This is a genomic window from Caproiciproducens sp. CPB-2 (assembly GCF_036287215.1).
Taxonomy (GTDB): domain Bacteria; phylum Bacillota; class Clostridia; order Oscillospirales; family Acutalibacteraceae; genus Caproiciproducens.
Window position 1 is genome coordinate 486,204 of record NZ_CP142860.1, and the last position, 24,456, is coordinate 510,659.

The 24,456-nt window shown below is 52.4% G+C and carries 19 protein-coding genes and 1 pseudogene; 19 read left to right on the forward strand and 1 reads right to left on the reverse strand.

Annotated features, from left to right (window positions below; all coding sequences use genetic code 11):
* Window positions 1-62: 62 nt before the first annotated feature.
* The 17 genes and pseudogenes from VXK30_RS02350 (at window position 63) to VXK30_RS02430 (ending at window position 20,977) form a co-directional block, all read left to right on the forward strand.
* Entirely contained in the window at window positions 63-1,817 is a 1,755-nt protein-coding gene (locus tag VXK30_RS02350) for a sensor histidine kinase (protein WP_275717052.1), read from the forward strand.
* 107 nt (window positions 1,818-1,924) lie between these two features.
* Window positions 1,925-3,235, forward strand: coding sequence for an ABC transporter substrate-binding protein (locus VXK30_RS02355; RefSeq protein WP_275717051.1), 1,311 nt, complete (start codon window positions 1,925-1,927; stop codon window positions 3,233-3,235).
* Between the two features lie 89 nt (window positions 3,236-3,324).
* The gene (locus VXK30_RS02360; RefSeq protein WP_275717049.1) at window positions 3,325-4,212 is read left to right on the forward strand and encodes a carbohydrate ABC transporter permease; all 888 of its coding nucleotides are present in this window, start codon (window positions 3,325-3,327) and stop codon (window positions 4,210-4,212) included.
* A 13-nt stretch (window positions 4,213-4,225) separates the two neighbouring features.
* Window positions 4,226-5,122, forward strand: coding sequence for a carbohydrate ABC transporter permease (locus VXK30_RS02365; protein WP_275717047.1), 897 nt, complete (start codon window positions 4,226-4,228; stop codon window positions 5,120-5,122).
* A gap of 224 nt (window positions 5,123-5,346) precedes the next feature.
* Window positions 5,347-6,108: a response regulator transcription factor gene (locus VXK30_RS02370; RefSeq protein ID WP_275717045.1), complete on the forward strand. Its 762-nt coding sequence runs from the start codon at window positions 5,347-5,349 to the stop codon at window positions 6,106-6,108.
* Between the two features lie 397 nt (window positions 6,109-6,505).
* Window positions 6,506-7,642 (forward strand): multiple monosaccharide ABC transporter substrate-binding protein, encoded by a 1,137-nt coding sequence (gene chvE, locus VXK30_RS02375; RefSeq protein ID WP_275717043.1) that lies wholly within the window; start codon window positions 6,506-6,508, stop codon window positions 7,640-7,642.
* Between the two features lie 81 nt (window positions 7,643-7,723).
* Window positions 7,724-9,280, forward strand: a complete 1,557-nt coding sequence (gene mmsA / locus VXK30_RS02380) for a multiple monosaccharide ABC transporter ATP-binding protein (protein ID WP_275717041.1) — start codon at window positions 7,724-7,726, stop codon at window positions 9,278-9,280.
* Window positions 9,277-10,461 carry a multiple monosaccharide ABC transporter permease gene (mmsB, locus tag VXK30_RS02385; RefSeq protein WP_275717039.1) on the forward strand — a complete coding sequence of 395 codons (1,185 nt, stop codon included), beginning with the start codon at window positions 9,277-9,279 and terminating at the stop codon, window positions 10,459-10,461. Before mmsA ends, mmsB begins: the two co-directional genes overlap by 4 nt.
* Window positions 10,462-10,556: 95 nt before the next feature.
* Window positions 10,557-11,630, forward strand: a complete 1,074-nt coding sequence (locus VXK30_RS02390; RefSeq protein ID WP_275717089.1) for a GntR family transcriptional regulator — start codon at window positions 10,557-10,559, stop codon at window positions 11,628-11,630.
* An 82-nt stretch (window positions 11,631-11,712) separates the two neighbouring features.
* Window positions 11,713-13,371: a ribulokinase gene (gene araB, locus VXK30_RS02395; protein WP_275717037.1), complete on the forward strand. Its 1,659-nt coding sequence runs from the start codon at window positions 11,713-11,715 to the stop codon at window positions 13,369-13,371.
* Window positions 13,372-13,403: 32 nt separating this feature from the next.
* The gene (gene araA / locus VXK30_RS02400) at window positions 13,404-14,885 is read left to right on the forward strand and encodes an L-arabinose isomerase (protein ID WP_275717035.1); all 1,482 of its coding nucleotides are present in this window, start codon (window positions 13,404-13,406) and stop codon (window positions 14,883-14,885) included.
* A 20-nt stretch (window positions 14,886-14,905) separates the two neighbouring features.
* Window positions 14,906-15,601, forward strand: a complete 696-nt coding sequence (gene araD / locus VXK30_RS02405; RefSeq protein ID WP_275717033.1) for an L-ribulose-5-phosphate 4-epimerase — start codon at window positions 14,906-14,908, stop codon at window positions 15,599-15,601.
* Window positions 15,602-15,895: 294 nt separating this feature from the next.
* Complete coding sequence (locus tag VXK30_RS02410) at window positions 15,896-16,750, forward strand: hypothetical protein (RefSeq protein WP_275717031.1); 855 nt, start codon at window positions 15,896-15,898, stop codon at window positions 16,748-16,750.
* 388 nt (window positions 16,751-17,138) lie between these two features.
* Window positions 17,139-18,215, forward strand: a complete 1,077-nt coding sequence (locus VXK30_RS02415; protein ID WP_275717028.1) for a sulfate ABC transporter substrate-binding protein — start codon at window positions 17,139-17,141, stop codon at window positions 18,213-18,215.
* 35 nt (window positions 18,216-18,250) lie between these two features.
* Window positions 18,251-19,098 (forward strand): annotated as a pseudogene (gene cysT, locus VXK30_RS02420) (sulfate ABC transporter permease subunit CysT).
* A 5-nt stretch (window positions 19,099-19,103) separates the two neighbouring features.
* Window positions 19,104-19,913 carry a sulfate ABC transporter permease subunit CysW gene (gene cysW / locus VXK30_RS02425; protein ID WP_275717026.1) on the forward strand — a complete coding sequence of 270 codons (810 nt, stop codon included), beginning with the start codon at window positions 19,104-19,106 and terminating at the stop codon, window positions 19,911-19,913.
* Window positions 19,914-19,918: 5 nt separating this feature from the next.
* Window positions 19,919-20,977, forward strand: a complete 1,059-nt coding sequence (locus VXK30_RS02430; protein ID WP_275717024.1) for a sulfate/molybdate ABC transporter ATP-binding protein — start codon at window positions 19,919-19,921, stop codon at window positions 20,975-20,977.
* 232 nt (window positions 20,978-21,209) lie between these two features.
* Here VXK30_RS02430 and VXK30_RS02435 read toward each other — a convergent pair whose 3' ends face one another.
* The gene (locus tag VXK30_RS02435; RefSeq protein WP_275717022.1) at window positions 21,210-22,244 is read right to left on the reverse strand and encodes a LacI family DNA-binding transcriptional regulator; all 1,035 of its coding nucleotides are present in this window, start codon (window positions 22,242-22,244) and stop codon (window positions 21,210-21,212) included.
* Between the two features lie 227 nt (window positions 22,245-22,471).
* Between VXK30_RS02435 and VXK30_RS02440 the strand changes: the two genes are divergently transcribed.
* Both VXK30_RS02440 and VXK30_RS02445 read left to right on the forward strand, forming a co-directional pair.
* Entirely contained in the window at window positions 22,472-24,145 is a 1,674-nt protein-coding gene (locus VXK30_RS02440; protein WP_275717020.1) for an adenylyl-sulfate reductase subunit alpha, read from the forward strand.
* Window positions 24,135-24,449, forward strand: a complete 315-nt coding sequence (locus VXK30_RS02445; protein WP_275717018.1) for a 4Fe-4S dicluster domain-containing protein — start codon at window positions 24,135-24,137, stop codon at window positions 24,447-24,449. The genes VXK30_RS02440 and VXK30_RS02445 overlap by 11 nt, the downstream gene beginning before the upstream one ends.
* Window positions 24,450-24,456 lie beyond the last annotated feature (7 nt).

A 24,456-nucleotide genomic window follows, 5' to 3' on the forward strand; every position in this document is an offset into this window, starting at 1 on the left:
AACCTTGTTGCAGAATCAACTGGAAATGCTGTATTTTGAGTTTATGGAAGCGGAGAACGGCTATGAAAAGGAAGACGGAAAGGAATCCCCAACAATTCTCTCTCAAGTGGGGACTGGTCTGTATCATTATCGCGTGCTGGATTTTACCGATCGCTCTGATCAGCGGCGCGACCGGGTACTATATTACGCACAATATCAACGACCAGATCACGGAAACCATTACGACTTCCGCCAATAATTCCCTGAAAATCGCGGTCAATCAGCTCGATTCCGCTATTTCTTCCTCAAGGTACGCTTCCTACAATCCGGCGATTAAAAACGCGTACGGCGGCTTCAGCCGAACAGGAGACGCCAATGAGCTGTACGACCGGGTCACGGCGTTTTTGTCGCAGCAGTACAAATACGACGATAAATTTTTAATTACGGCGCTGTATTTCTGCAGGCAGCCCGACAACGTTTATTATACGTTTAACGCAACCTACAACGCGACCTCCGCCGTGCAGGAATACAGAAATCACGCGCATCAGCAGGTGCGCGAATTGTCGGAAACGCTGGGAAGCGATATTGGTTTTATCAACGCCGGCGGACGGATTTATATGGTCAGAAATATCCTTGACGGGGATTATAAACCTTACGCGGTGCTGACGATGCAGCTGGATACCGCGGGCATGTTTGCCGGTATCAAGAATATTGTCTGGGGAAAGGACACGACGATCTGGCTCAACGACACGCCGGTCGTACTGAACGGAGAACAGCTCGCACCCCGGCGGCTGGGGATTGCGTTTAAGGCAAACAGCCAGACGTTCCGGAGCATTGGAGACCGTACCTACCTTTATGGAATGAACCGGACCGGAGTGTACCGGATTTCTTATGTAATCGCGGTGGACATTTCTCCCCTTGCGGCGGAGCTGAACCGATTTAAGATCGTCCTCGTGTGGATGGGCATTCTGATCGTTCCGCTGCTTGCTCTTGTAATCTGGTTTTTTACCCGGAACGTGTCGCGCCCGATCGACCGGCTGATCGTGGAGGCGGGAAATATTGAAGAAGGCAATTTCGGCGTTCAGGTTTCGGGCGGCTCCCGCAGTATCGAATTTCAGTACCTGACGGATGCGTTCAACAGCATGTCGTCCAAGCTGAAGTATCAGTTCGACCGGATTTACAGGGAAGAGCTGGCTCTGCGCGACGCCCGCATCATGGCGCTTCAATCCCAGATCAATCCGCATTTCCTGAACAACACGCTGGAAATTATCAATTGGGAGGCAAGGCTCTCCGACAATGTTAAGGTTTCCCGTATGATCGAAGCGCTCTCCACCATGCTTGACGCCGCGATAGACCGCAAAGGCAGGCCGGTTGTCCATGTTTCCGAAGAAATGATGTATGTGGACGCGTATCTGTACATCATTTCGGAACGGCTCGGGAAACGGCTGACCGTAAGAAAAGAAATCGATCCTTCTCTTTTGGACCTGTACGCGCCGCGTTTGATTATGCAGCCGATTATCGAGAACGCTGTCGAGCATGGAATCCAGCCGCAGCAGAGAGGGGTGATCGTCATCCGTATTTTCCGCGAGGGGGACAACCTGATCCTTGAGGTGGAGAACGACGGCGCGATGACGCCGGAGGACGAAAGGCGTGTGGAGCGCCTGCTGTCGGATGAATACGATACCGCGAAGGAAAGCGCGAACAATCTGGGAATCCGCAATGTAAACCAGCGCCTGAAGATTATTTACGGGGAGAGCAGCGGCCTTTCAATTAAAATGAACAGTTATGGCCATACAATTTCCAGAATCGTTATTGCTATTGAACAAAGCAAACAATAATATGCAACAAATGGCAAGATTATCTATTATGTTTTTAATGCTGAAAGTGTAATATAGTATTCACTGGAAAAGATACGGCATATTTCAAATAATATGGAGGTTGTTTTATGAAAAGGATAACTGCATTCATCCTTACAATGGCGCTTGGCAGCGCAATGCTTGCCGGATGTCAAAGCACGCCCGCGGCGTCGCAGGCCGCTTCCCAGGCTCCGTCTTCCGAGGCGGCAAAGCCGGTGGAAATTACAGTCGTGACATCCTACGGCGGCGACGACGGCAACAGGGCGAATTATGAAGCCGCTTACAAGGCCTATGAAACCGCTACCGGCAATACGGTAAAGGATGCCTCCGGCACTTCCAACGAAGAGTGGAAAGCCAAAATCATGGCCGACTTTGAAACGGGCGCTGAGCCGGACGTACTTTTTTACTTTAACGGCGTTGATGCGAACAAGCTTGTTCAGGGCGGCAAAGTAGTCAGCATCGATGAGATCCGGAAGACGTATCCCGACTACGCAAGCAATATGACGGACGACCGTCTCGGGGCGTCCCCCGCGGACGGCAAAAACTATTCCGTCCCGGTAAACGGCTACTGGGAAGGACTGTTCATCAACAAGAAGGTCCTCAAAGACTGCGGCGTTGAAGTTCCCGGCGCGGATTACACCTGGGACCAGTTCCTGAAGGACTGCGAGACGATCAAATCGAAGGGAATCACCCCGATCGCCTGTTCTTTGCAGGAGGTCCCTCATTACTGGTTTGAGTACTGCATCTTCAACCACGGTACGCCGGCGACCCATCCGAAGCTTCCCGCTTCTTCCACCGATGAGGTCGGCAAAGCCTGGGCGGAAGGTCTTAATGATATCAAAACGCTGTATACAAAAGGTTACTTCCCAAAGAATACCACAACGGCAACCGATGCGGAAACCTTCCAGCTGATGGCTGACGACAAAGCCGCTTTCGCGATCGACGGTTCCTGGAAGATCGGCTGGTTCCAGGAAAACGCAAAGAGCATTGACGACTTTACCGTTACCTACGTGCCGGGTGAAAACGGAAGAAAATCCACGGATATCATCGGCGGCCTGTCCATGGGCTATTATATTACCCAAAAAGCGTGGAGCGACCCCGCCAAGCAGAAGGCGTGCGTCGACTTTGTAAAAGCAATGACGACGGATGAAGTGGTTTCCACCTTCGGCGCGACGGCAGTCACCGCATTGAAGAACGGCACAATCGCGAAAAGCGATACGGATTCCCTGGAACAGGCGGCTATGGCGATGACCAAGGGCGCGACGGGAATTACTCCCGCCACGCAGGACGGTTTGATACAAACGGCACGTACCGCACTGTTTGCGGATATTAAGAATATCGCAACCGGAAAAACAACGGCCGAAAAGGCAATCGACGCCTGCCTGGCAATTAAGAGCTAATTCTTCTTCTCACATATTTTCCTGTTCAATGTCAAAAACCGGAGAGTGGTGTATCAGCTCTCCGGTTTTTTTAAAGAGGGCGATGATCAATGAATTCTACGATCTACAAAAAAAAATCACCGTTGGCGGTATTCCTGATTCCCGCATTTTTATTTATGGCTTTGTTCCTGTATTATCCTTTTGCCATGAATATTTACAACAGCTTTTGCAACATCACCGGGCTCGGCACGGCGGCGGAGGGGTTTAATTCCCCCTGGTATCTGAATTACGGAAAGCTTTTTCAGGATCCGATTATGAATACGGCGCTGTTCAATACCATGCTGCTCATGATTTTGACAATCATTTTTCAGGTTGGGATCGCTTTATTACTTGCTTTATTGATTGATAACATTAAAAAGGGCACCCAGTTTTTCAGAACAGTGTACTTTTTTCCGATTGTCATCTCCGCAACGGCTCTGGGACTTTTATTCAACCTGATTTTTTTATATGATGGCGGCATGGTAAACCAGCTGCTGCTGAAGTTCGGCGTGACCGATATGATCGATTGGAAGGACGAGGCGCATTTCCTGTTTACGATGATGACTCCGGTTATGTGGCAGTATGTCGGATTTTATTTCGTCATCATCGTAACCGGCCTGAATAATATTTCACCCGACATTTACGAAGCCGCGGAGATTGACGGCGCAAGCGGGTTCAACCGTGTCCGCTACATCTCGCTGCCGCTTTTGCACAATGTTCTGATTACCTGTCTGATCTTGGCAGTCACCGGCGCGCTGAAGGTGTTTGACCTGCCCTGGGTGATGATGGGCGCGGGGATGCCGATGGATCAATCGTGGCTGACCGGAACTTATATGTATAACCAGACCTTTACCATGGGCGATGTGGACTACGGTTCCACCATCGCGATTGTGATTGTTGTGATCGGCGTAGTTGTTTCTCAGGCTGCAAACCGAATCTTCAAAGAGAAGGATTATTAGGGGAGGGGAAAAGATGCGAACAGCAGATACACGGGAGCCCGCACGGCCACACGGTGTCCGGCGCAGGGTACAGCCGGGGAAAGTTCTCATTTACCTTGTCCTTTCCTTTTGGGCGGTCACCACCGTTTACCCGTTTCTTTGGGTCATTATGAACTCGTTTAAGGTAAAAGGGCTGATCCGGTCCGACTCTTTTTCTGTTCCGACGGGGGATAGCTTTACCTTGGATAATTATAAGACGGCCTTCGACCGTGTGGATATTTCCGGAGCATATAAAAACAGCCTTGTCATTTCGGCTGCGGTTACCGTCGTTGTCGTACTGCTGGCCGGATTTGCGGCGTATGGCATGGCGCGCTATCAATTCCGGGGAAGAAACGCCCTGCATTCCCTGATCATCGCGAGTATGATGTTCCCGGTTTTCTCCACCATTATCCCGGTTTTTCGCATGATGTTCGGCTGGCACATCGTCAACACCAACAGCGTGGCGCTTTCTCAGCTGAGCGTCATTTTACCGCAGATCGCGGGGAATCTTTCTTTTGCAATCGTCGTTCTCATGGGGTTTATCCGGGGGCTGCCGATTGATCTGGAGGAAGCGGCCTATTTGGAAGGATATAATATTTATCAGATATTTTTTAAAGTGATCGTTCCGATTGCGAAGCCGTCTTTTGCCACCGTTGCCATTTTCACCTTTCTTTGGTCATATAATGATCTTTTCACACAGATGTTCTTTTTACGGTACAAGGATGCCTTTACGATCACACGGCTGCTCAATGAAATCACTTCGATTGCCGGCGTGAATTACGGTTTGATGGCGGCTGCGGTTGTTTTGGTCGTTGTACCCGTACTTGTCGTTTATGTATTCCTGCAAAAAAATATCATCAAAGGGATGACCGCCGGGGCGATCAAAGGGTAAAAATTTTATATTACGGCAATTCAATTTCCGTTTGCGAGACAAAACACGTTCCTCCCCGCCGAAGGCGGGGAGGAACGTAGCCTTGCTGCAGAATCAACTGAAAATGCTGTAGAATCTTGTGCTTTGTACAGAACGGGTATGTTTTTTGTAAACACCAGAAAATATACCCGATTTTTCTGTGTTCTGTGCTATAATTTCAGTATGATGATTCGGAGGCATTCAATATGTATAAAGTAATTATTATTGATGATGAAGATATTATTGTGGAAGGCCTTAAAAAGGTGGTCAATTGGGCGAAATATGACTGCGGGGTAGTCGCCGCCGCATCGGATGCAAAGTCCGGTGCAAGAGCGATCCGGGAAAACGATCCGGATATTCTGTTTACAGATATCAAAATGCCCAATATGGACGGGCTCACCATGCTGGCCGGGCTGAAAGGGGAGTTTCCCGACATGCAGATTGCCGTGCTCACGGGATACCGGGACTTTGAATATGCGACGCGGGCGATTCATATCGGCGTAACGAGGTTTTTGCTGAAGCCTTCTAAAATGAATGAGCTGGAGGAAGCGCTTCAGGTTATGACGGAAAATTTGAGAAAGCAGCGGAAAGGGACGCCGGAATCAAAAGAGAAACCGGCGGAATTACAGGAAACAAACGCGGCAAACAATTTTATCGTACGGGGAGCTTTAAACTACATAGAACTTCATTATGCGGAGAAGCTGACGCTTACGGAGCTCGCGGAAAAAGCGTACGTGAGCCAGTGGTATCTCAGCAAGCTGCTGAACAAATATACGAATAAGAGCTTCTGCGACCTGCTGAACGAAACCCGGATTAAAAAAGCGGAAGAACTGCTGCGGAACCCTTCTTTGAAGATTTACGAAATTTCAGATGTACTGGGATTCAACGATGTCAATCATTTTTCGCGGGTCTTTAAAAAAATCAGGCAAATGTCACCCAACGAATACCGCAACGTTGTATGTAAATAAGGATATGACGGCGGTTTGATCCATTTGAATATGTCCCGTGGAGCTTGTTCCGGGCTGTCATTGCCGGCACCCGGGACAAGCTTTCTTTATTGGTTCTGGTGCGGTTCAGAATCGGCCGTAGGGAAAACCACCCATCCGGAGCCTTTGCTTTTATTAGGGCACGATTTTAATAAAGAACAACCAAGTTTAACTTGTAATAGTACAACTTGTACATACAAATAAACAAAGTAATGTTCAAAAATAATTAAATTTATATTGACAAGTTTAAATCTTTGGTATATATTGTAGATGTAAACAGCCCGTATTAGGAATAGAAACTGTGTATTTGTTATATTTCCGCTAAAAATGGCGGTTTTATAAAAAGTTGTATTAATAACATGTAAGGAGCGAGAGAAGAATGAAAAGGATCAAAAGATTGATGGCGATTGTTCTTACGGCGTGTATGCTTATGGCAACCACAGCATGCGGCTCGGGGCCGAGCACGTCGCAGGCGGCAAATGCTCAGTCGGCCGCTTCTCAGGAAGCGCAGCCTTCCGATGCGGCAAACGGACAGAAAGTCGGTGTGGCAATGCCGACCAAATCCTCCGAACGTTGGATCCGCGACGGGAACAACATGAAAGAGCAGCTCGAAAAGCTGGGCTACACAGTTGACCTGCAGTATGCGGAAGATGATGTTCAGGCACAGGTTTCTCAGATCGAAAATATGATTACGGGCGGCGCGAAGTGTCTGGTAATCGCCTCCATCGATTCCAGCGCTCTGGTAAATGTCCTTGCGGAAGCAAAGAAGAATAATATTCCGGTCATCGCATATGACCGTCTGCTGATGGACACCGACGCGGTTTCTTATTATGCAACCTTTGACAACAAGGGCGTAGGCACACTGATCGGCAAATACATAGAAGAAAAAATGGGCCTGAAAGAAGGCAAGGGTCCTTTCAACATTGAACTGTTCGCGGGTTCTCCCGACGACAATAACGCGCACTTCCTCAACACCGGCGCCATGGAAGTCCTTCAGCCTTATATTGACAGCGGCAAGCTGAACGTTGTTTCCGGCCAGACCGATTTTGACAAAATCTGTACTCTCCGCTGGTCGCAGGAAACCGCTCAGAAAAGAATGGAAGATATTTTGTCCGGCTATTACAGCACCGGCAAAAATGTTGACGTTGTTCTGAGCCCGTTCGACGGCATTTCCTACGGAATTGCGGCTGCTTTGGAAGGCGCTGGCTACAAGGTCGGCACAAAGTGGCCCGTCATCACCGGTCAGGACGCTGAGACAATGGCCATTAAGAACATCAAGTCCGGCAAACAGACCATGACGGTCTTTAAGGATACCCGCCTGCTTGCGTCAAAGTGCGTTACCATGGTTCAGGCCGTGATGGAAGGCAAGCAGCCGGAAATCAACGACACCAAATCCTACAACAACGGCAAGCTGGTCGTTCCCTCCTATCTGTGCACACCTGTTGCAATTACCAAGGACAATATCCAGAAAGAGCTGATCGATTCCGAGTATTATAAGGAATCCGATATTTCCTGATTCGTTCAAGCTTGAAAATTTGGGCGGCAGTTTTACAGCTGTCGCTCAACCTATTAATACCACAGGAGCGAGGTGCGTAGCATGGCTGATATCATCCTGGAAATGAAGCATATCACGAAGGAATTTTCCGGGGTAAAGGCCTTGGACGATGTAAACCTTACGGTGGAGCGAGGCGAGGTTCATGCCCTTTGCGGGGAAAACGGAGCCGGGAAATCCACCCTGATGAACATATTGTCCGCGGTTTACCCCTACGGCGATTATTCCGGTGAAATTATTTATAACGGCGAGGAATGCAAATTCCGCGACATTCGGGACAGCGAGCGGAAGGGGATTGTGATTATCCATCAGGAGCTTGCTTTAAGCCCTTATCTTTCCATCGCGGAAAACGTATTTCTGGGCAACGAAATTACGAATGTAAAAAATGTGATTGATTGGAGCCAGACAAGGCAGAAGGCAAAGGAAATTCTGGAAAAAGTCGGCCTTTCCGACGAAAACGTAAACCTGCAGGTCAATAAGCTGAGCGTCGGCAAGCAGCAGCTGGTCGAAATTGCGAAAGCGCTGGCCAAAAAGGTGGAACTGCTGATTCTGGACGAACCCACCGCTTCCCTGAATGATGAGGACAGTAAAAAGCTGCTCAACATTATCCTGGGGCTGAAAGAACGCGGAATTACCTGCATCATGATTTCTCATAAGCTGAACGAGCTCAGCCAGGTGGCGGACAGCATTACCGTCATCCGCGACGGCAAAACAATTGAAACGCTGAAGAAAGGACAGGACGACCTGAACGAGGACCGGATCATTAAAGGAATGGTCGGCCGTGAGCTGACGAACCGCTATCCGCCCCGCGAAAGCAAGCCGGGCGAGGTTGCGTTCGAGGTCAAAAACTGGACGGTGCACCATCCGGACGACCCCGGACGCGTCATGCTCAAGGACGTCAATTTCAATGTCAGGAAGGGCGAAGTGGTCGGTTTTGCGGGGCTGATGGGCGCCGGGCGCACGGAGCTTGCGATGAGCATTTTCGGAAGATCCTACGGAAGCAAAATTTCCGGCGATCTCTACAAGGACGGAAAGAAGCTTGTCCTGCGCGATGTCCAGGATGCGATCCGCAACGGGATTGCCTACGCTTCGGAGGACCGGAAGAGCTACGGGCTGGTTCTGATCAACGACGTTCGCTGGAACATGACGCTTTCGAGCCTGCGCGACCGTTTTTCCAAGCATTGGGTCATTGACCAGAACGAAGAAATCGTGGCTGCCGAAGAATACCGCGGAAAGCTTAATATCAAAACGAATTCCATCAGGCAGATCACGGGTTCGCTCTCCGGCGGAAACCAGCAGAAGGTCGTTCTTTCCAAATGGATTCTCGCCAATCCCGACGTCCTGATTCTGGATGAACCGACGCGCGGAATCGATGTAGGGGCGAAATATGAGATTTATGAGATTATCAACGACCTTGCAAAGGCGGGGAAGGCGGTTGTCTTTATTTCCTCCGAGATGCCGGAGCTTCTCGGCGTCTGCGACCGGATTTATGTTCTGAACCAGGGCGAAATAGCCGGGGAATTGGATAGGGGAGATTTTTCTCAGGAAATGATTATGAAAATCATTATGTCACATACCAGAAGGGAGAAGCAGGCGATATGAGTACTTCAAGTCTTGCAAAGAAAAAATCCGGCAGTACAAATGCGAAGCAATACGGAATGCTGATTGCCCTCATTTTGATTTATTTTATCTTTAATCTGCTTTCGGGCGGTAAAAATGTCAGCCCGATGAACGTTAACAATCTGATTATGCAGAACAGCTACGTTGTCATCCTTGCGGTCGGCATGCTGCTCTGCGTATTGACCGGCAACGTCGACCTTTCCGTCGGCTCCGTGGTTGCCTTTACCGGCGCCGCGTGCGCCATTATGGTCCTGGACCTTCATCTTCCGATTGCCGTTGCGTTTGTGGTGATTCTGCTGTGCGGCCTTCTGGCAGGCGCGTGGCAGGGGTTCTTTATCGCGTATCTGAATGTTCCTGCATTCGTCGTGACCCTTGCAAACATGCTGATTTTCCGCGGACTTACCATGGTGATCCTCGGCGGTCAGACAAAGGGCCCGCTGCCTACGGATTACGTACAGATCGGCGCGGGCTATCTTCCCGAAATCTATACCTATATCGGCGGACAGAAGATTGAACTGCTTTCCATTCTGGCTGGTGTTATTGCCTCGCTGATCGTCGTTTACCTGGAGATCCGTTCCATCAATAAGAAAAAATCCTACGGATTTGAAGTGCCCGCCGTATGGCAGGAGATTGTGAAGCTTGCCGTCATCATTTCGATTATTAACTTCTTTACCGTCAAGCTTGCCTATTACAACGGGCTTCCGGTTGTTCTTGCGCTGATGCTGGTACTGATCATCATCTACACCTTCATTACCAACAACACGGTCCCCGGCCGCCAGATTTACGCGGTGGGCGGCAATGCGAAAGCGGCAAAGCTTTCCGGTATCAAAACCCAGCGCGTGATGTTCTGGATTTACGTGAGCATGGGCCTGATGAGCGCTTTGGCCGGCATCGTCCTCTCCGCCAGAAATGCGTCTGCCACGCCGAAAGCGGGCGACGGTTTTGAGCTTGACGCCATCGCATCCTGTTACATAGGCGGCGCAGCCGCACTTGGCGGAAGCGGCACCATTATCGGTGCGGTCGTCGGCGCGCTGATCATGGGCGTGCTGAACAACGGGATGTCGCTGATCGGCTGGTCCGTCGATATTCAGAGAGTCGTGAAGGGACTTGTCCTTCTGGGTGCTGTCACAATCGACCTGATTTCAAAAAAGAAGGCTTCCTGATTTGTCTGCCAGTGCTGTTCAGATGTATTGACAATTTATACAAAGTTCATGTATCATGATTTTAAAGATAACGAAAAAAGGAAGGCAGCACTGTGATGGAAATGCCAAAATATATGACTCTGGTCACCTGGATCAAAAATAAAATCGAAACGGGAGAGCTCAAATACGGGGAAAAGCTGTATTCCGAAAACGAGCTGGGCACAATGTTCGGTATCAGCCGGCAGACGGTCCGTCAGGCAATCAATATTCTGGTACAGGACAAATATCTTGAAAGCAGGCAGGGCAGCGGTACCTATATCATTTTCAACGCATCGGCCAAACGGGAACCCACTATGACCATCGGTGTGGTCACCACCTATGTGGGCGCGTATATTTTTCCGCAGATTATCCGCGGAATTGAAAACGTGCTGACAACAGCCGGGTACTCCATGCAGCTTGCGTTTACGCACAATAAGGTCCAGAACGAAAACAGAGTCCTGCGCTCCATGCTGGAAAAAGGCGTGGACGGGATGATTATTGAGCCGACCCAGAGCGGCCTGCCGAACCCGAATTTTGAGATTTATGAGGAAATCCAGCGGCAAAGGATTCCGGTGCTGTTTATCAACAGCAGCTATCCGGGCATTAAGATACCGCATGTGTCCATGAACGACCGCACGGCCGGGCTGATTGCCGCGCAGTACCTGATCAATGCGGGCCACAAGCGGATTGCGGGAATTTTTAAGTCGGATGACCACCAGGGTCATCTGCGCTATGCCGGATATTTGGACGCCCTGCTGAAAGCGGGATATGAAATTCATGATGAAAACGTGCTCTGGTACTCTACGGAGGATATTCCCGACCTTACGCAGTTTGCGGAGATTGTCCTGCGGCGTGTAAAAGACTGCACCGCTCTGATCTGTTACAACGACGAGATCGCGATGCAGATGGTGGACATTATGAAGAAAAACGGCATTGCGGTTCCGGAGGACCTTTCTCTGGTCAGTATTGATAATTCCGATCTTGCGGATCTTTGTGAGGTTCCGCTTACCTCGGTCGCACACCCCATGAATGTGTTGGGGGACACCGCGGCGCGAAACCTGCTGCACCTGATTCAGGACCATGCATTTAAGGCCACGGTCGATTTTGAACCGACGATCGTAGAACGCAAGTCCGTCAGAGTGCTCGAATAAGACGGAAAACGGAAGGGGCTGAGAAGCCTTTCTGTTTTCGACAAAGTTGTACGTACATTTTTTTACGATGGAGGATGTTGTTATGTCAAAATATACAGTAGGAGTTGACTATGGCACACTTTCCGGCCGGGCGGTTCTGGTAGATGTTCAGACCGGGAAAGAACTTGCTTCTTCCGTTTACGAGTATCCCCATGGGGTAATGGATAAAAATTTGCCGGACGGAACGCCGCTCGGCCATGACTGGGCGCTGCAGGACCCGCAGGATTACCTTGACGTGCTGGCTGATACGATTCCGGCCATCCTGAAGGAATCCGGCGTGTCCCCGGACGATGTGATCGGAATCGGAACGGATTTTACGGCCTGCACCGTTCTGCCGGTCAAGGCGGACGGAACGCCGTTAAGCTTTCTTCCGGCGTACAAAAGCCGCCCGCACGCCTATGTAAAGCTCTGGAAGCACCACGCCGCGCAGGATAAGGCAAACCGCCTGAATGAAATTGCGGCGGCAAGAAACGAGCCGTGGCTGAAGAACTACGGCGGAAAAATTTCTTCGGAATGGGCGATCCCAAAAATCTGGCAGATCGTTGAAGAGGACCCCGAAATCTATGACGCGATGGACCGTTTCATCGAAGCGGCCGACTGGATTATCTGGCAGCTCTGCGGAAAAGAGACCCGTAATTCCTGCACCGCGGGCTACAAGGAAATCTGGAACAAGCGCACGGGCTTCCCCTCCGATGACTTTTTCAAGGCCCTCCATCCAAAGCTGGAGCATGTGGTGGAGGAAAAGCTCTCCCGCGACATTCTTCCGCTCGGGGACAGGGCGGGTACGCTGACCCCGGCGGCGGCAAAGCTTACCGGCTTAAGGGAGGGCACCGCGGTCGCCGTCGGCAATGTGGACGCGCATGTGTGCGTGCCCGCGGTCGGAATCGACGGGCCGTCCAAAATGCTGGCCATTATGGGCACCTCCACCTGCCACATTATGATGGGCGAAGAGGAACACCAGGTGCCGGGAATGTGCGGCGTGGTGGAAGACGGCGTCATGCCGGGCTATTTCGGCTATGAGGCCGGCCAGTCCTGTGTCGGGGACCATTTCGCATGGTTTATCGACAACTGCCTGCCGGCTTCCTACTGCGGGGAGGCAAAACGGCAGAACAAAAACATTCATCAGTACCTGCGGGAAAAGGCGGAAAAGCTGCGCCCCGGGCAAAGCGGCCTGCTTGCGCTGGACTGGTGGAACGGAAACCGTTCGGTTCTGGTCGACGTCGACCTGAGCGGCATGATGGTTGGAATGACGCTCCGGACCAAACCGGAGGAAATTTACCGCGCGCTGATTGAGGCGACCGCCTACGGTACGCGCATGATTATTGAAAATTACCGTGAGCATGGCGTTCCGGTCGAAGAATTTTTCGCTTCCGGAGGGATTTCACAAAAGGACCCGATGACCATGCAGATTTACGCGGATGTGATTAAAATGCCCGTGAAGATTGCGGGTTCTCTTCAGGGACCCGCGCTCGGTTCCGCCATTTTCGCTTCCGTCGCGGCGGGGAAGAAAGCCGGCGGCTACGACAGCGTGTTTGAAGCGGCCCGCGCAATGGGAAAAATCAAAGACACCGTCTATAATCCGATCCCCGAAAATTCGGAGCGGTACGATGCGCTGTTCCGGGAATACCGCACCCTGCACGACTATTTCGGGCGCGGTGAAAATGATGTGATGAAGCACCTGAAAACAATGAAGCAAAAATAATCTTTAAAATTAGGAATAATCGGAGGATACATATGTCAGCTTTAAAAAAATACGAATTCTGGTTTGTGGTTGGAAGCCAGGACCTTTACGGGGAAGATGTGCTGAAAACTGTCGATCAGCATTCCAAAATCATGGTAGACGGATGGAACGCGGACCCGTCCATTCCCTGCACCCTGGTTTTTAAGCCCGTGGTGCGCAATTCCGACGAAATCTATAAGGTGATCACAGAGGCAAACAACGCTCCCCGGTGTGCGGGCATTATTACCTGGATGCATACCTTTTCTCCGTCAAAGATGTGGATTCGCGGCTTTTCCGTCCTGCAGAAACCGCTGCTTCACATCAATACCCAGTTCAACCGCGACATCCCGTGGGAAAGCATCGACATGGATTTCATGAATCTGAACCAGTCCGCCCACGGCGACAGGGAGCATGGTTTTATTCTTGCGCGCATGCGTATTCCGCAGAAGGTCATTTCCGGCTACTGGAAGGACGCCGGGATGCGTGACCACATGGGCCGCTGGATGCGTGCGGCGGCCGGCGCGTTTGAAAGCCGCAGGCTCCGCGTGCTCCGCATCAGCGACAATATGCGCGAAGTGGCCGTGACGGACGGCGACAAGGTGGAGGCGCACATCAAATTCGGCTGGCAGGTCGACCATTACGGCGTCGGCGATATCATCCGCATGGTGGAAGCCGTCACCGAGAAGGAAATCGACGCCCAGATGGAGCAATACGCCGAAGTTTACGATATGGCAACGGATGATCTCGAGGCCGTGCGCTATCAGGCGCGGGAAGAAGTTGCGCTTCGGAAGTTCATGGAAGAAGAAAAGTTCGGTGCCTTCCACACCAATTTTCAGGATTTGCAGGAGCTCCGCCAGCTGCCCGGTCTTGCCGCGCAGGACTTGATGCGCCTGGGCTACGGGTTCGCCGGGGAAGGCGACTGGAAAACCGCGGCGCTCTGCCGCATTATGAAGCTCATGACGGCCGACTGCACGGGCGGTACGGCGTTTATGGAGGATTACACTTACAACTTTGATCCGGAGTGCGGCATGAACATGGGCGCCCATATGCTTGAGGTGTGCCCGAGCGTCGCCGCGGAACGCCCGAAGATCAAGGTGGTTCCGCTTGGAATCGGCGACCGCGAGGATCCGGCGCGCCTGACCTTCAAAGCGAAGTCAGGCCCGGCGGTGCTTGCGACGATCATCGATATGGGCGACCGGTTCCGCATGATTGTCAATGATGTGGAATGCCAGGAGCAGATTCACGAAATGCCGAACCTCCCGGTGGCCGCCGTCCTCTGGAAGCCGCTCCCAAGCCTCGAGACCTCCGCGGAAGCATGGATTTACGCGGGCGGCGCGCACCATTCCGTCATCAGCTATTCGCTTACGGCGGAAGAGCTGCGCGATTTCGCTGAAATCATGGAGATCGAGTTTGTTCACATCGGCAGGGAAACCGAGATCAACGAGCTTCGCAAGGAACTTACCTGGAACGATCTGATCTGGAAGCTCAAAAAGTAATCCGGAAGGGATGAAGACGAATGCTGGAAGAATTGAAGGAACAGGTTTGCGAGGCGAACCGTCAGCTTCCCGCCCACAATCTGGTGGTGTTCACATGGGGAAATGTTTCCGGAATCGACCGGGAATCGGGGCTGTTTGTCATTAAACCCTCCGGCGTGGAATACGACAGACTCAAACCGAAGAATATGGTTGTGGTGGGTCTGGACGGGGAAAAGGTGGAGGGTGACCTGAATCCGTCCTCCGACACGCCGACACACTGTGTCCTGTATCGGAATTTCCCCGCGATCGGCGGAATTGTCCATACCCACTCCCGATGGGCGACCATCTGGGCGCAGGCGGGGCAGTCCATTCCGGCTTACGGCACCACGCACGGCGACTATTTTTACGGGCCGATCCCCTGTACCAGAAAAATGACCCCGGAAGAAATTGCGGGCGCCTATGAAGCGGAAACCGGCAATGTGATTGTGGAAACGTTTAACAAGGCGAATCCCGCTGATATCCCCGCCGTCCTGGTGCACTCCCATGGACCTTTTACCTGGGGCAGGGACTGCTTTGAGGCGGTGCACAATTCCGTAGTGCTGGAAGAATTGGCCATGATGGCCTGGCACACCCAGGAGATGGCTGAGGTCCAGGATGGACCGATGCAGCAGGAACTGCTTGACAAGCATTTTTTGCGTAAGCATGGGGCACACGCGTATTACGGACAAAATCACTAACAAGAACCTTTTTCAATACTTTCCTCCCTGGCCATGGCGAATTCGCCATGGCCTTTTCTTTTCAGGTTCCGTGCGGCCATGGTCCTAAACCGGTCCGGAAGCAGGAAATGAGCGGAATTCCCTGTTGACGGGGGCGCCTGGATTCATGCAAAGGGAGAATAAGGCGTACCGCCCGCTATTATGCAGGGGCTATAAAGGGAATAAGGGATTCTGGCGGTATCATCTATGCCATTTAAAGACATACTAAGTTTGAACGCGTTAGCCGTTTAAGCTTTGTATTTTGAGGTAGATGATATGGCAGCCATTTATTGGTATGGCATACTTGCGATAATCGGCGCAGTATTGACTGTTTTCATTATGGTTAAGAAAAAAGACAATCATGAATTGCTGATTTTTTTTCTGTTTGCCATGATGACCGCTTTTATTGCCGAAATGATCGGACTGCTTTTTTTAAACAGCTATTCATATTATCCCGGCGTTTTCAAGGACCACTATGCGGAGAACATTTTTGGCCATATTATCCCCAATGCCACCCTGTGGCCCGCCACCGCCCTGCTTGTTTCCGCCTTCCCTTCGCGTTACCGGCGGATCCTTCTGATAACGGTTATCTATACGTTATTGGATGTTCTTTTTGTCAGGCTTGGAATTTATCAGCATAACTGGTGGAGGACCTGGATGACAAGCGCCGCGATTTTCTTTTATTGTATTTTTATGAAGTCATGGTATTTGCAGTTGAAAAATAGGCGGCGTACTTTCCTGCGATTTATAACCCTCTGGTTCGCATTATTGATTATAATGAAGCTGCCGGTAAGTATCCTGTTGCTAACCGGTCTTCAGTACACTTATGTCGGCTGGTTCGAAAACATCTACCGGGATTCTGGGGCCTTTTCAGTTTTTTATAATGCCGCCGTATCTTTTATTTGCGCATTGTTCCTATGTGTATTGAAAAAATGGTATTGGAAGCTCGCTTCCTTCATCCTCTATTTCACATGCGATGCTCTTTTAATGGAATTTGACCTGTTATTCTTTCATGGGGGATGGAATATTTACTGTCTGATGCTTATGCGTGCCGTATGTCTGTTTTTATTTATCGCTCTCGAAAACAAATATCCACATAAGCTTTCAGAACAAATATCTGAGATATCCTGATACGGCATACGGCAATTCCTGCCCGACTTTTATTAAGTGTTTTCTTAGATGACAACAGTCGCAGGAATGTAACTTCTGAGAGTACAATTTCATATAAGGAAAAACCGGATAGAATCAGGCACTTCGTGACAGTATCGCGCAAACGATTGCTTAATTTCCCGTTGCAGAACCGGAAGCATTAGGGTATTATAAAACAATACTATACATATCAATTATATATGTATTAAAAGGTGAAGGTGGTACTCATGCTGAACAGAAACAACCTGCGTATCCCGGTGCGCTTTCGATGTTGCACGGATTTGGAAGTCATAGATCAAATGTGATGCGGCAATCGCTTCCAAACCCGGTTTGCAAACAATCTAAAAACGATGAAATGAGGGATATTTTTATGAAACATACATTTTCTTTCAGAAAAACACTGGCTCTGGCAATCGCCCTGGCCACGATTGCGGGAACTCTCGCCGGCTGCGCCGGGAATAATTCTCCCGCGGCTTCTTCCGTGAATTCTTCCGTGTCCGCCGCGTCTTCCGCCAAGCCGGTGGCTATCTCCAATGTTTCCTACGACCCTACCCGCGAGCTTTACGAGCAGTACAATAAGCTTTTCCAGGAATACTGGGAAAAAGAGAAAGGGCAGAAGGTGGAAATCACCCAGTCCCACGGCGGTTCCGGAAAACAGGCCCGTTCGGTGCTGGAAGGCAACGAGGCCGACGTGGTTACGCTGGCGCTTGAGGGCGATGTGGACGAATTGCGCAAAGGCGGCCTGATCGAGGACGGCTGGGTGAATGAGTTCCCGAAGAACAGCGCACCCTACACCTCCACCATCGTCTTTTTGGTCCGCAAGGGCAACCCCAAAAATCTGAAGGATTGGGACGATCTTGTGAAATCCGGCGTGGAAGTCATCACCCCCGATCCCAAAAGCTCCGGCGGCGCGCGCTGGAATTTTTTGGCGGCCTGGGCATATGCGGATAAGAAATTCGGCGGAGATGAAGCCAAAGACCAAGAATTTTTGAAATCGCTGTACGCCAACGTGACCGTGCTGGATTCCGGCGCCCGCGGCGCCACCACTACCTTTGTGGAAAACGGGCAGGGAGATGTGCTGCTGGCCTGGGAGAATGAAGCCTTCCTTTCCCAGAAAGAGCATCCGGATGATTTTGAGATTATCACCCCGTCCCTGAGCATCCTTGCCCAGCCGTCGGTCGCGGTAGTGGACGCCAACGCCAAAAAGCACGGTACCGAGGAAGTTTCCAAAGCGTATCTGGAATACCTTTATTCGGACGATGCACAGCGTCTGGAGGGGAAAAATTATTACCGCCCCTCCAACCCCGACATCCTGAAGGAATTCAGCGACATTTTTAATCTGAATATTGAGATGGTCAACATCGACGACGATTTTGGGGGCTGGGCAAAAGCAACCGAGAAATTCTTTGCGGACGGTGCGATCTTCGACCAGATTTATAAAAAATAGTGTTTCATTTATTACCGATCATAGGGGGCCTGCACATGTTTCCTCTGAAAAAGCGCTCCAGAAAGCGACAAAATAATATCATACCGGGTTTTCGGCTTTCCATGGGGATCACCGTTACCATGCTCAGCCTGATTGTGCTGATCCCCCTGTGCTCGGTTTTTTAACCCTTTCGGGTACGACCTTCGCTGATTTCTGGCGGGTGGTCACCGACAAGCAGACGGTGGCCACCTATCGGGTGAGCCTGTCCTGCGCGGCCATTGCCGCCGTGGTCAACGCAGTCTTTGGAATTCTTCTCGCGTGGATTCTGACCCGTTATGAATTCCCGTTCCGGCGGGTGCTGGACGGCCTGATCGAACTGCCCTTCGCCCTGCCCACCGCGGTGGCCGGCATCTCGCTGACCACCCTGTATTCCGACAAAGGGTGGATCGGCCGGCTGTTTGACCGGATCGGCGTCAAAATTTCTTACACGACCGCCGGCATTGTGATTGCCATGATTTTTATCGGCATCCCCTTTGTGGTGCGCTCGATCCAGCCGGTGCTGGAAAAGCTGAACCCGCAGTACGAGGAAGCGGCCTTGGTGCTGGGTGCCAGCCGCTCCCGCATCTTTTTCAAGGTGGTGTTCCCGGAAATTCTGCCCGCCACACTGACCGGGTTCGGGCTGGCCTTTGCCCGCTGTATCGGGGAATACGGCAGCGTGGTGTTTATCGCGGGGAACATCCCCTATAAAACGCAGATCACACCGCTGATTATCATGAATAAGCTGGAGCAGTTCAACTACGCCGCCGCCACCTCCATCGCGCTGGTCATGGTTGTATTCGCCTTTATTCTGCTGTTCGGCATCAATCTGCTCCAGGCCAGAATCAATAAAATCGCAAGGGGGTAGGACGGTTGAAACAGAAAATTGTCAAAGGAACGCTTATCCTGCTGGGAGGGACGTTTCTGGCCGTTATGCTGGTCCTGCCCCTCGCCACCGTGCTGGTCTATGCCCTGCGGCAGGGCTGGGAGACCTTTTCCAGGTCCATCACCGACGAGTACGCGGTCAAGGCGCTGCAGCTGACTCTGCTGACGACCGGGATTACGGTCGTTGTCAACACGGTGTTCGGCATCTTCGCGGCCTGGACGATCACCAAATTCCGCTTTCGGGGAAAGCAGACGCTCACCACCCTGATCGACATTCCCTTCTCCATCTCGCCCGTCATCGCGGGGCTGGTATTCATTCTCGTGTTCGGGCGGATCGGATGGGCCTACCCGTTTTTGGAAGCGATGAATCTTAAAATTGTGTTTGCCGTGCCCGGCATTGTGCTGGCCACGATCTTTGTTACCTTCCCCTTTGTTTCCCGCGAGCTGATCCCTTTGATGCAGGCTCAGGGCAATGACGAGGAGGAGGCCGCCGCGCTGATGGGGGCCAAAGGCTTCTCCATTTTCCGCAGGGTCACTTTTCCCCATATCAAATGGGCGCTGTTATACGGCGTGATTCTCTGTACCGCCCGGAGCCTGGGCGAATTCGGCGCAGTATCGGTGGTATCCGGACATCTGCGGGGCAAGACCAACACCCTCCCGCTTCATGTGGAGATTCTGTTCAATGAATTCCAGCTGACGGCCGCCTTTGCCGTTTCCTCCATTTTGGTCCTGATCGCGGTAATCATCCTCATTCTGCGCAACATCGTAGAACACCGCATCAAGAGAGAAAAGAGGTAAGCAATATGTATGTGGAGCTTCAGAATATCAATAAAAAATTCGGCGGGTTTCAGGCGGCGGACAATGTCAGCTTTTCCATTGAACAGGGCAAACTGATCGGGCTGCTCGGTCCTTCCGGCAGCGGAAAAACCACCCTTCTGCGCATCATCGCCGGGCTGGAAACGCCGGACAGCGGGACCATCATCATCGATGGCCAGCGGGTAAACGACCTGCCCGCCAGCGAACGGGGGATCGGCTTTGTGTTTCAGAATTATGCGCTTTTTCGCTACATGACGGTGTTCGACAACATTGCCTTTGGGCTTGAGGTGCAAAAGAAAGATAAAGCGTACATCAAAGAGAGGGTCGGGGAACTGATCCGGCTGATTGGGCTGGAGGGCCTGGAAAAGCGCCGCCCGCACCAGCTTTCCGGCGGACAGAAGCAGCGGGTGGCCTTTGCCCGCGCGCTGGCGCCAATGCCCCACCTGCTGCTGCTCGACGAACCTTTTGCCGCCATTGACGCCAAGGTCCGCAAGGAACTGCGCACCTGGCTGAGAGAGACCATCAACAAGGTGGGCATCACCAGCATCTTCGTCACCCACGACCAGGAGGAGGCGGTGGAGGTTGCGGATGAAATCATCATCACCAACAAAGGGCGGATCGAGCAGATCGGAACGCCGGCAGACATTTACAAGAATCCCGCCACCCCCTTTGCCTCAAAATTCATTGGGGAATCGATCGTCGTAGAAGATTACGGCAGGCTCCACGGGTTTGAAACCAATGAAGGCTATGCCACGGCCGTGCTCCGGCCCGAATTTGTGCAGGTCACGAAGGTGGATAAGGAGCTTTATCCCCACGCCTCGGAGCACGGGACGGTGGAGGACATTTTCTTTCGCGGCAATGTGCTGGAGCTGCGGGTGAACGTCGGCGGCATAAAGCTGATTGCCTACCGTTCTCTGGAGGACGACCCGTTCACCGTGGGCGAGGAGGTCAGCGTATTGATTTACCGGCTGTATCTCTATAACGACCGGCAGGTCCAGCTGGTGGAAAACGCATCCTTAAATAACGAACAGACATTTTACATTTAAAGCCGCTTTTCCCCGCGAGCCGGAGGACTCCCGGCAGCAGCAAAAGTCCGGCCCGATGACCAGACCGGCACGGTTGAGCCGGTTGGCCAAAAGATTCTGTCGCAACGAAACTGTACAAAAATGCACCTTGATTTGGCTTATCATCAGCCGTTCCAAGGTGCATTCCTGATTTTCAGGCGGTTTCTTTCGGAATCGATGTTACATTTCGGCGCTGTTGTACGCGGGGAAAGAGTCAGATGCAGATTCCCGTGTTTAAATTTGCAACGCTCTCCCGGATCGCCAGTTTGTTCGGCAAAAAGATTTTCAAGGGCAGCTTGTGCCGTTTCTGGATTCTGTTGATGAGAATCTGCACCGCCACATTTCCCATTTCGACGATGGGCATCCCCACGGTAGTCAGCATGGGGGAAACGTATCCGGACAGTTCAATATTATCCATGCTGATGACGGAAAGCTGTTCCGGAACCTTGATTTTTGCCTCGGTAAAGCGGCGCAGGGCGGCGACTGCGACCATGTCGGTTGCGCAGAAAACGGCGGTGGGAAGCGGACTGGCTGTTCTGAGCAGATGTTCCGCCCCCTGATATCCTCCGGCTCCGTTTTGCGGACAGTTGCTGATCAGGCCTGCGGAGCAATCCAGCCCATGTTCGCGGAGCGTATCGAGATACGCCCGGTACCGGACCTCGTTTGCAATCTCGCCAATATAGCCGATTCGCCGGTGACCGCAGGAAATCAGGTGCTTCATCGCAATCTGCGTCGCCTCGTACCCGTCGCAGATGACCTGGTCGCAGCCGGCGGCGATGATGTTGCGGCCCACATAGACAAGGTTCCGATAGTGCTTTTCCAGAAAGCCGATATAGTCGCTGCCGAACCGTCCCAGCACAATGGCTCCGTCCGCTTTGAACAGCTCGATTTTTTCCGGCACGGTCGTTTTGATATCGAAAACCGAATAGGAGAGCCGCACGGGGTAGCCCCACTCCATCGCCTGTTGTTCGATGACCCTTGCGAGCTGCGCAAAAAAAGGATCGTCGTCGATTGTTTTCGTTCTGCCCAAAATGCAGGCTACCGCGCCGGCAGGCGCTTTTTGCGCCCTCGTTCTTCCCTGCTTCAGCTCCCGGGCGCTCTGATTGGGCGTGTAGCCCGTTTCCCTGATAATCGACCAGACCCGGTCCCGTACTTCCTTGCGGGCGAAGCTGTCGTCCGGGGAGTTGATAATCCGCGATACGGTTGAAACAGACACCCCGGCTTTTGCCGCGATTTCTTTTAATGTCAACTGGATTCCTCCTTTCTATAAATACATATTAAAATTATATGTTTAATATAATACCTGTTTTCCATCAGAATTGCAAGCGGAAAACCGGAAAACGTTTGCGCTGATTTGCGCTTTGAATTGTACAATTTTTTTGTGTAACGTTTGCGGAATTAGCGCTGGTTTTTTCCGCGGGCCCCGCGTATAATAAATAATACCATATTAAATATGTATGTAAAGTAGGTGATAGGATGGATTTGGAAATCAGAACGCTGGCCACGGATTTTCTGATTATCGGCGGCGGCACGGCGGGCTGTTACGCGGCGCTGACCTTCTGCGAAGCGTCCGGCGGCAGCGTACTGATCGCTGAGAAGGCGGACATCGAACGCAGCGGCTGTCTGGCTGCCGGAGTCAATGCCATCAACGCCTATATCGTACCGGGGAAAACGCCCCGGGATTATGTGGATTATGCCCGTGCGGACGCACAGGGGATCGTCCGGGGAGATCTTCTGCTGACCATGGCCGAAGGGCTGAATCGCACGGCTGCTAAAATGGAGTCCCTGGGGCTGACGATCCTGAAGGATCAGCAGGGACGGTATGCGGCCCGCGGCAGCCGCAATATCAAAATCAACGGCGAGAATATCAAGCCGATTTTAGCCGCAGCCGTTGCCGCTCAGCCGCGGATCACCGTGCTGAACCGGGTGAATGTGTTTGAGTACATCGTCAGGGACGGCCGGATTCTCGGAGCTTATGCAATCGGCGTCGACGAACCGGTGCTCTATGTGATTTCGGCCAAAGCCGTGCTTTGCGCCACCGGCGGCGCGGCGGGGCTGTACCGGCCCAACCACCCTGGGTTTTCCCGCCATAAAATGTGGTATCCGCCTTTCAACACGGGCGCGGGTTACGCCATGGGCATTCTTTCCGGGGCGGAAATGACCACCTTTGAAATGCGCTTCATCGCTCTGCGCTGCAAGGACACCATTGCCCCGACCGGGACGCTGGCGCAGGGAGTGGGCGCGAAACAGATCAACGCGCTGGGCGAGGGATACGAGCAGAAATACGGCGTTACCACCTCCCAGCGGGTGCATGGCACGGTGATGGAAAATCTGGAGGGGCGCGGCCCCTGCTATCTGCGGACCGTGGGAATCACCAAGGAGCAGGATGAGGATCTGCAAAAGGCCTATCTCAATATGGCCCCCAGCCAAACCCTGCGGTGGCTGGAAAGCGGCCGGACGCCGGGCGTGCAGAATGTGGAGATCGAGGGCACCGAGCCGTATATCGTCGGCGGGCACACCGCCAGCGGATATTGGGTGGACACCAGCCGCGAAACCACGATCAAAGGCCTGTTCGCGGCGGGGGACGTGGCCGGAGGCTGCCCGCAGAAATACGTTACGGGCGCGTTTGTGGAGGGGGAGATCGCGGCGAGAGCGGCGGCAGCCTATATGGGCGATCAAACGGCCCCTCCCGACCGGGGCGGGGCCGAAGAAAAAAAGCGCTGGCTGGAGGGCTTCCTGAACCGCTCCGCGGCGCCGTACGGCACAGACGGGCTGGAAGAGGCCATGCAGTCCGCGATGGACGAATACGCGGGCGGGATCGGTTCCCATTACCGCTATTCAGAGAAATCCCTGCGCATAGCCGCTGACAAAATCCGTGGGCTGGAACGGAAAACCGAACTGCTGGCCGCTCCGGAGATGCAGGAGCTGGTTTACATACTGGAACTGCGCGAGCGCCTTACGCTCTGCAAATCGGTGATCACCCACTTGGGGGCGCGCAGGGAAACCCGCTGGCACAGCTTTGCCGAGAATACCGATTACCCGGAAAGCGGCGCCGAATGGAATTGCTATGTCAATTCCCGGCTGGAAAACGGGCGGCTGAACATGATCTTCCGGCCGCTTGTGCGGGAGGAGGACGCGTATGAGCATTGAAATTACCGCGGAAAGATGCATCGGCTGCGGGCGGTGCCGCAAAGTTTGCCCCGGCAGCCTGATCCGCCTGGACGGAACGGGGAAAGCGGCGATCCCGCGCCCCGAAAGATGCTGGGGGTGCGCCTCCTGCGTCAAGGAATGCCCGGTGCAGGCGATCGCCATGTTTCTGGGAGAAGATATGGGCGGCCTTGGCGGACGGCTTACCGTCCGGCGGGAAAACACCCTGCTGCACTGGACCGTCACGAACCCGGACGGCAGCGCCAAAACCCTCACGGTGGACAGCCGCGATTCAAATAATTATTAGGAGTGAA

Bases quoted from the DNA above. Each gene is read 5' to 3' on its own strand.
- VXK30_RS02440 (WP_275717020.1), top strand. From the start codon at position 22,472: ATGGATTTGGAAATCAGAACGCTGGCCACGGATTTTCTGATTATCGGC.
- VXK30_RS02445 (WP_275717018.1), top strand. From the start codon at position 24,135: ATGAGCATTGAAATTACCGCGGAAAGATGCATCGGCTGCGGGCGGTGC.
- mmsA (WP_275717041.1), top strand. From the start codon at position 7,724: ATGGCTGATATCATCCTGGAAATGAAGCATATCACGAAGGAATTTTCC.
- VXK30_RS02365 (WP_275717047.1), top strand. From the start codon at position 4,226: ATGCGAACAGCAGATACACGGGAGCCCGCACGGCCACACGGTGTCCGG.
- VXK30_RS02415 (WP_275717028.1), top strand. From the start codon at position 17,139: ATGAAACATACATTTTCTTTCAGAAAAACACTGGCTCTGGCAATCGCC.
- VXK30_RS02370 (WP_275717045.1), top strand. From the start codon at position 5,347: ATGTATAAAGTAATTATTATTGATGATGAAGATATTATTGTGGAAGGC.
- VXK30_RS02430 (WP_275717024.1), top strand. From the start codon at position 19,919: ATGTATGTGGAGCTTCAGAATATCAATAAAAAATTCGGCGGGTTTCAG.
- mmsB (WP_275717039.1), top strand. From the start codon at position 9,277: ATGAGTACTTCAAGTCTTGCAAAGAAAAAATCCGGCAGTACAAATGCG.
- VXK30_RS02350 (WP_275717052.1), top strand. From the start codon at position 63: ATGAAAAGGAAGACGGAAAGGAATCCCCAACAATTCTCTCTCAAGTGG.
- araA (WP_275717035.1), top strand. From the start codon at position 13,404: ATGTCAGCTTTAAAAAAATACGAATTCTGGTTTGTGGTTGGAAGCCAG.
- VXK30_RS02410 (WP_275717031.1), top strand. From the start codon at position 15,896: ATGGCAGCCATTTATTGGTATGGCATACTTGCGATAATCGGCGCAGTA.
- chvE (WP_275717043.1), top strand. From the start codon at position 6,506: ATGAAAAGGATCAAAAGATTGATGGCGATTGTTCTTACGGCGTGTATG.
- VXK30_RS02355 (WP_275717051.1), top strand. From the start codon at position 1,925: ATGAAAAGGATAACTGCATTCATCCTTACAATGGCGCTTGGCAGCGCA.
- VXK30_RS02360 (WP_275717049.1), top strand. From the start codon at position 3,325: ATGAATTCTACGATCTACAAAAAAAAATCACCGTTGGCGGTATTCCTG.
- VXK30_RS02390 (WP_275717089.1), top strand. From the start codon at position 10,557: ATGGAAATGCCAAAATATATGACTCTGGTCACCTGGATCAAAAATAAA.
- araD (WP_275717033.1), top strand. From the start codon at position 14,906: ATGCTGGAAGAATTGAAGGAACAGGTTTGCGAGGCGAACCGTCAGCTT.
- araB (WP_275717037.1), top strand. From the start codon at position 11,713: ATGTCAAAATATACAGTAGGAGTTGACTATGGCACACTTTCCGGCCGG.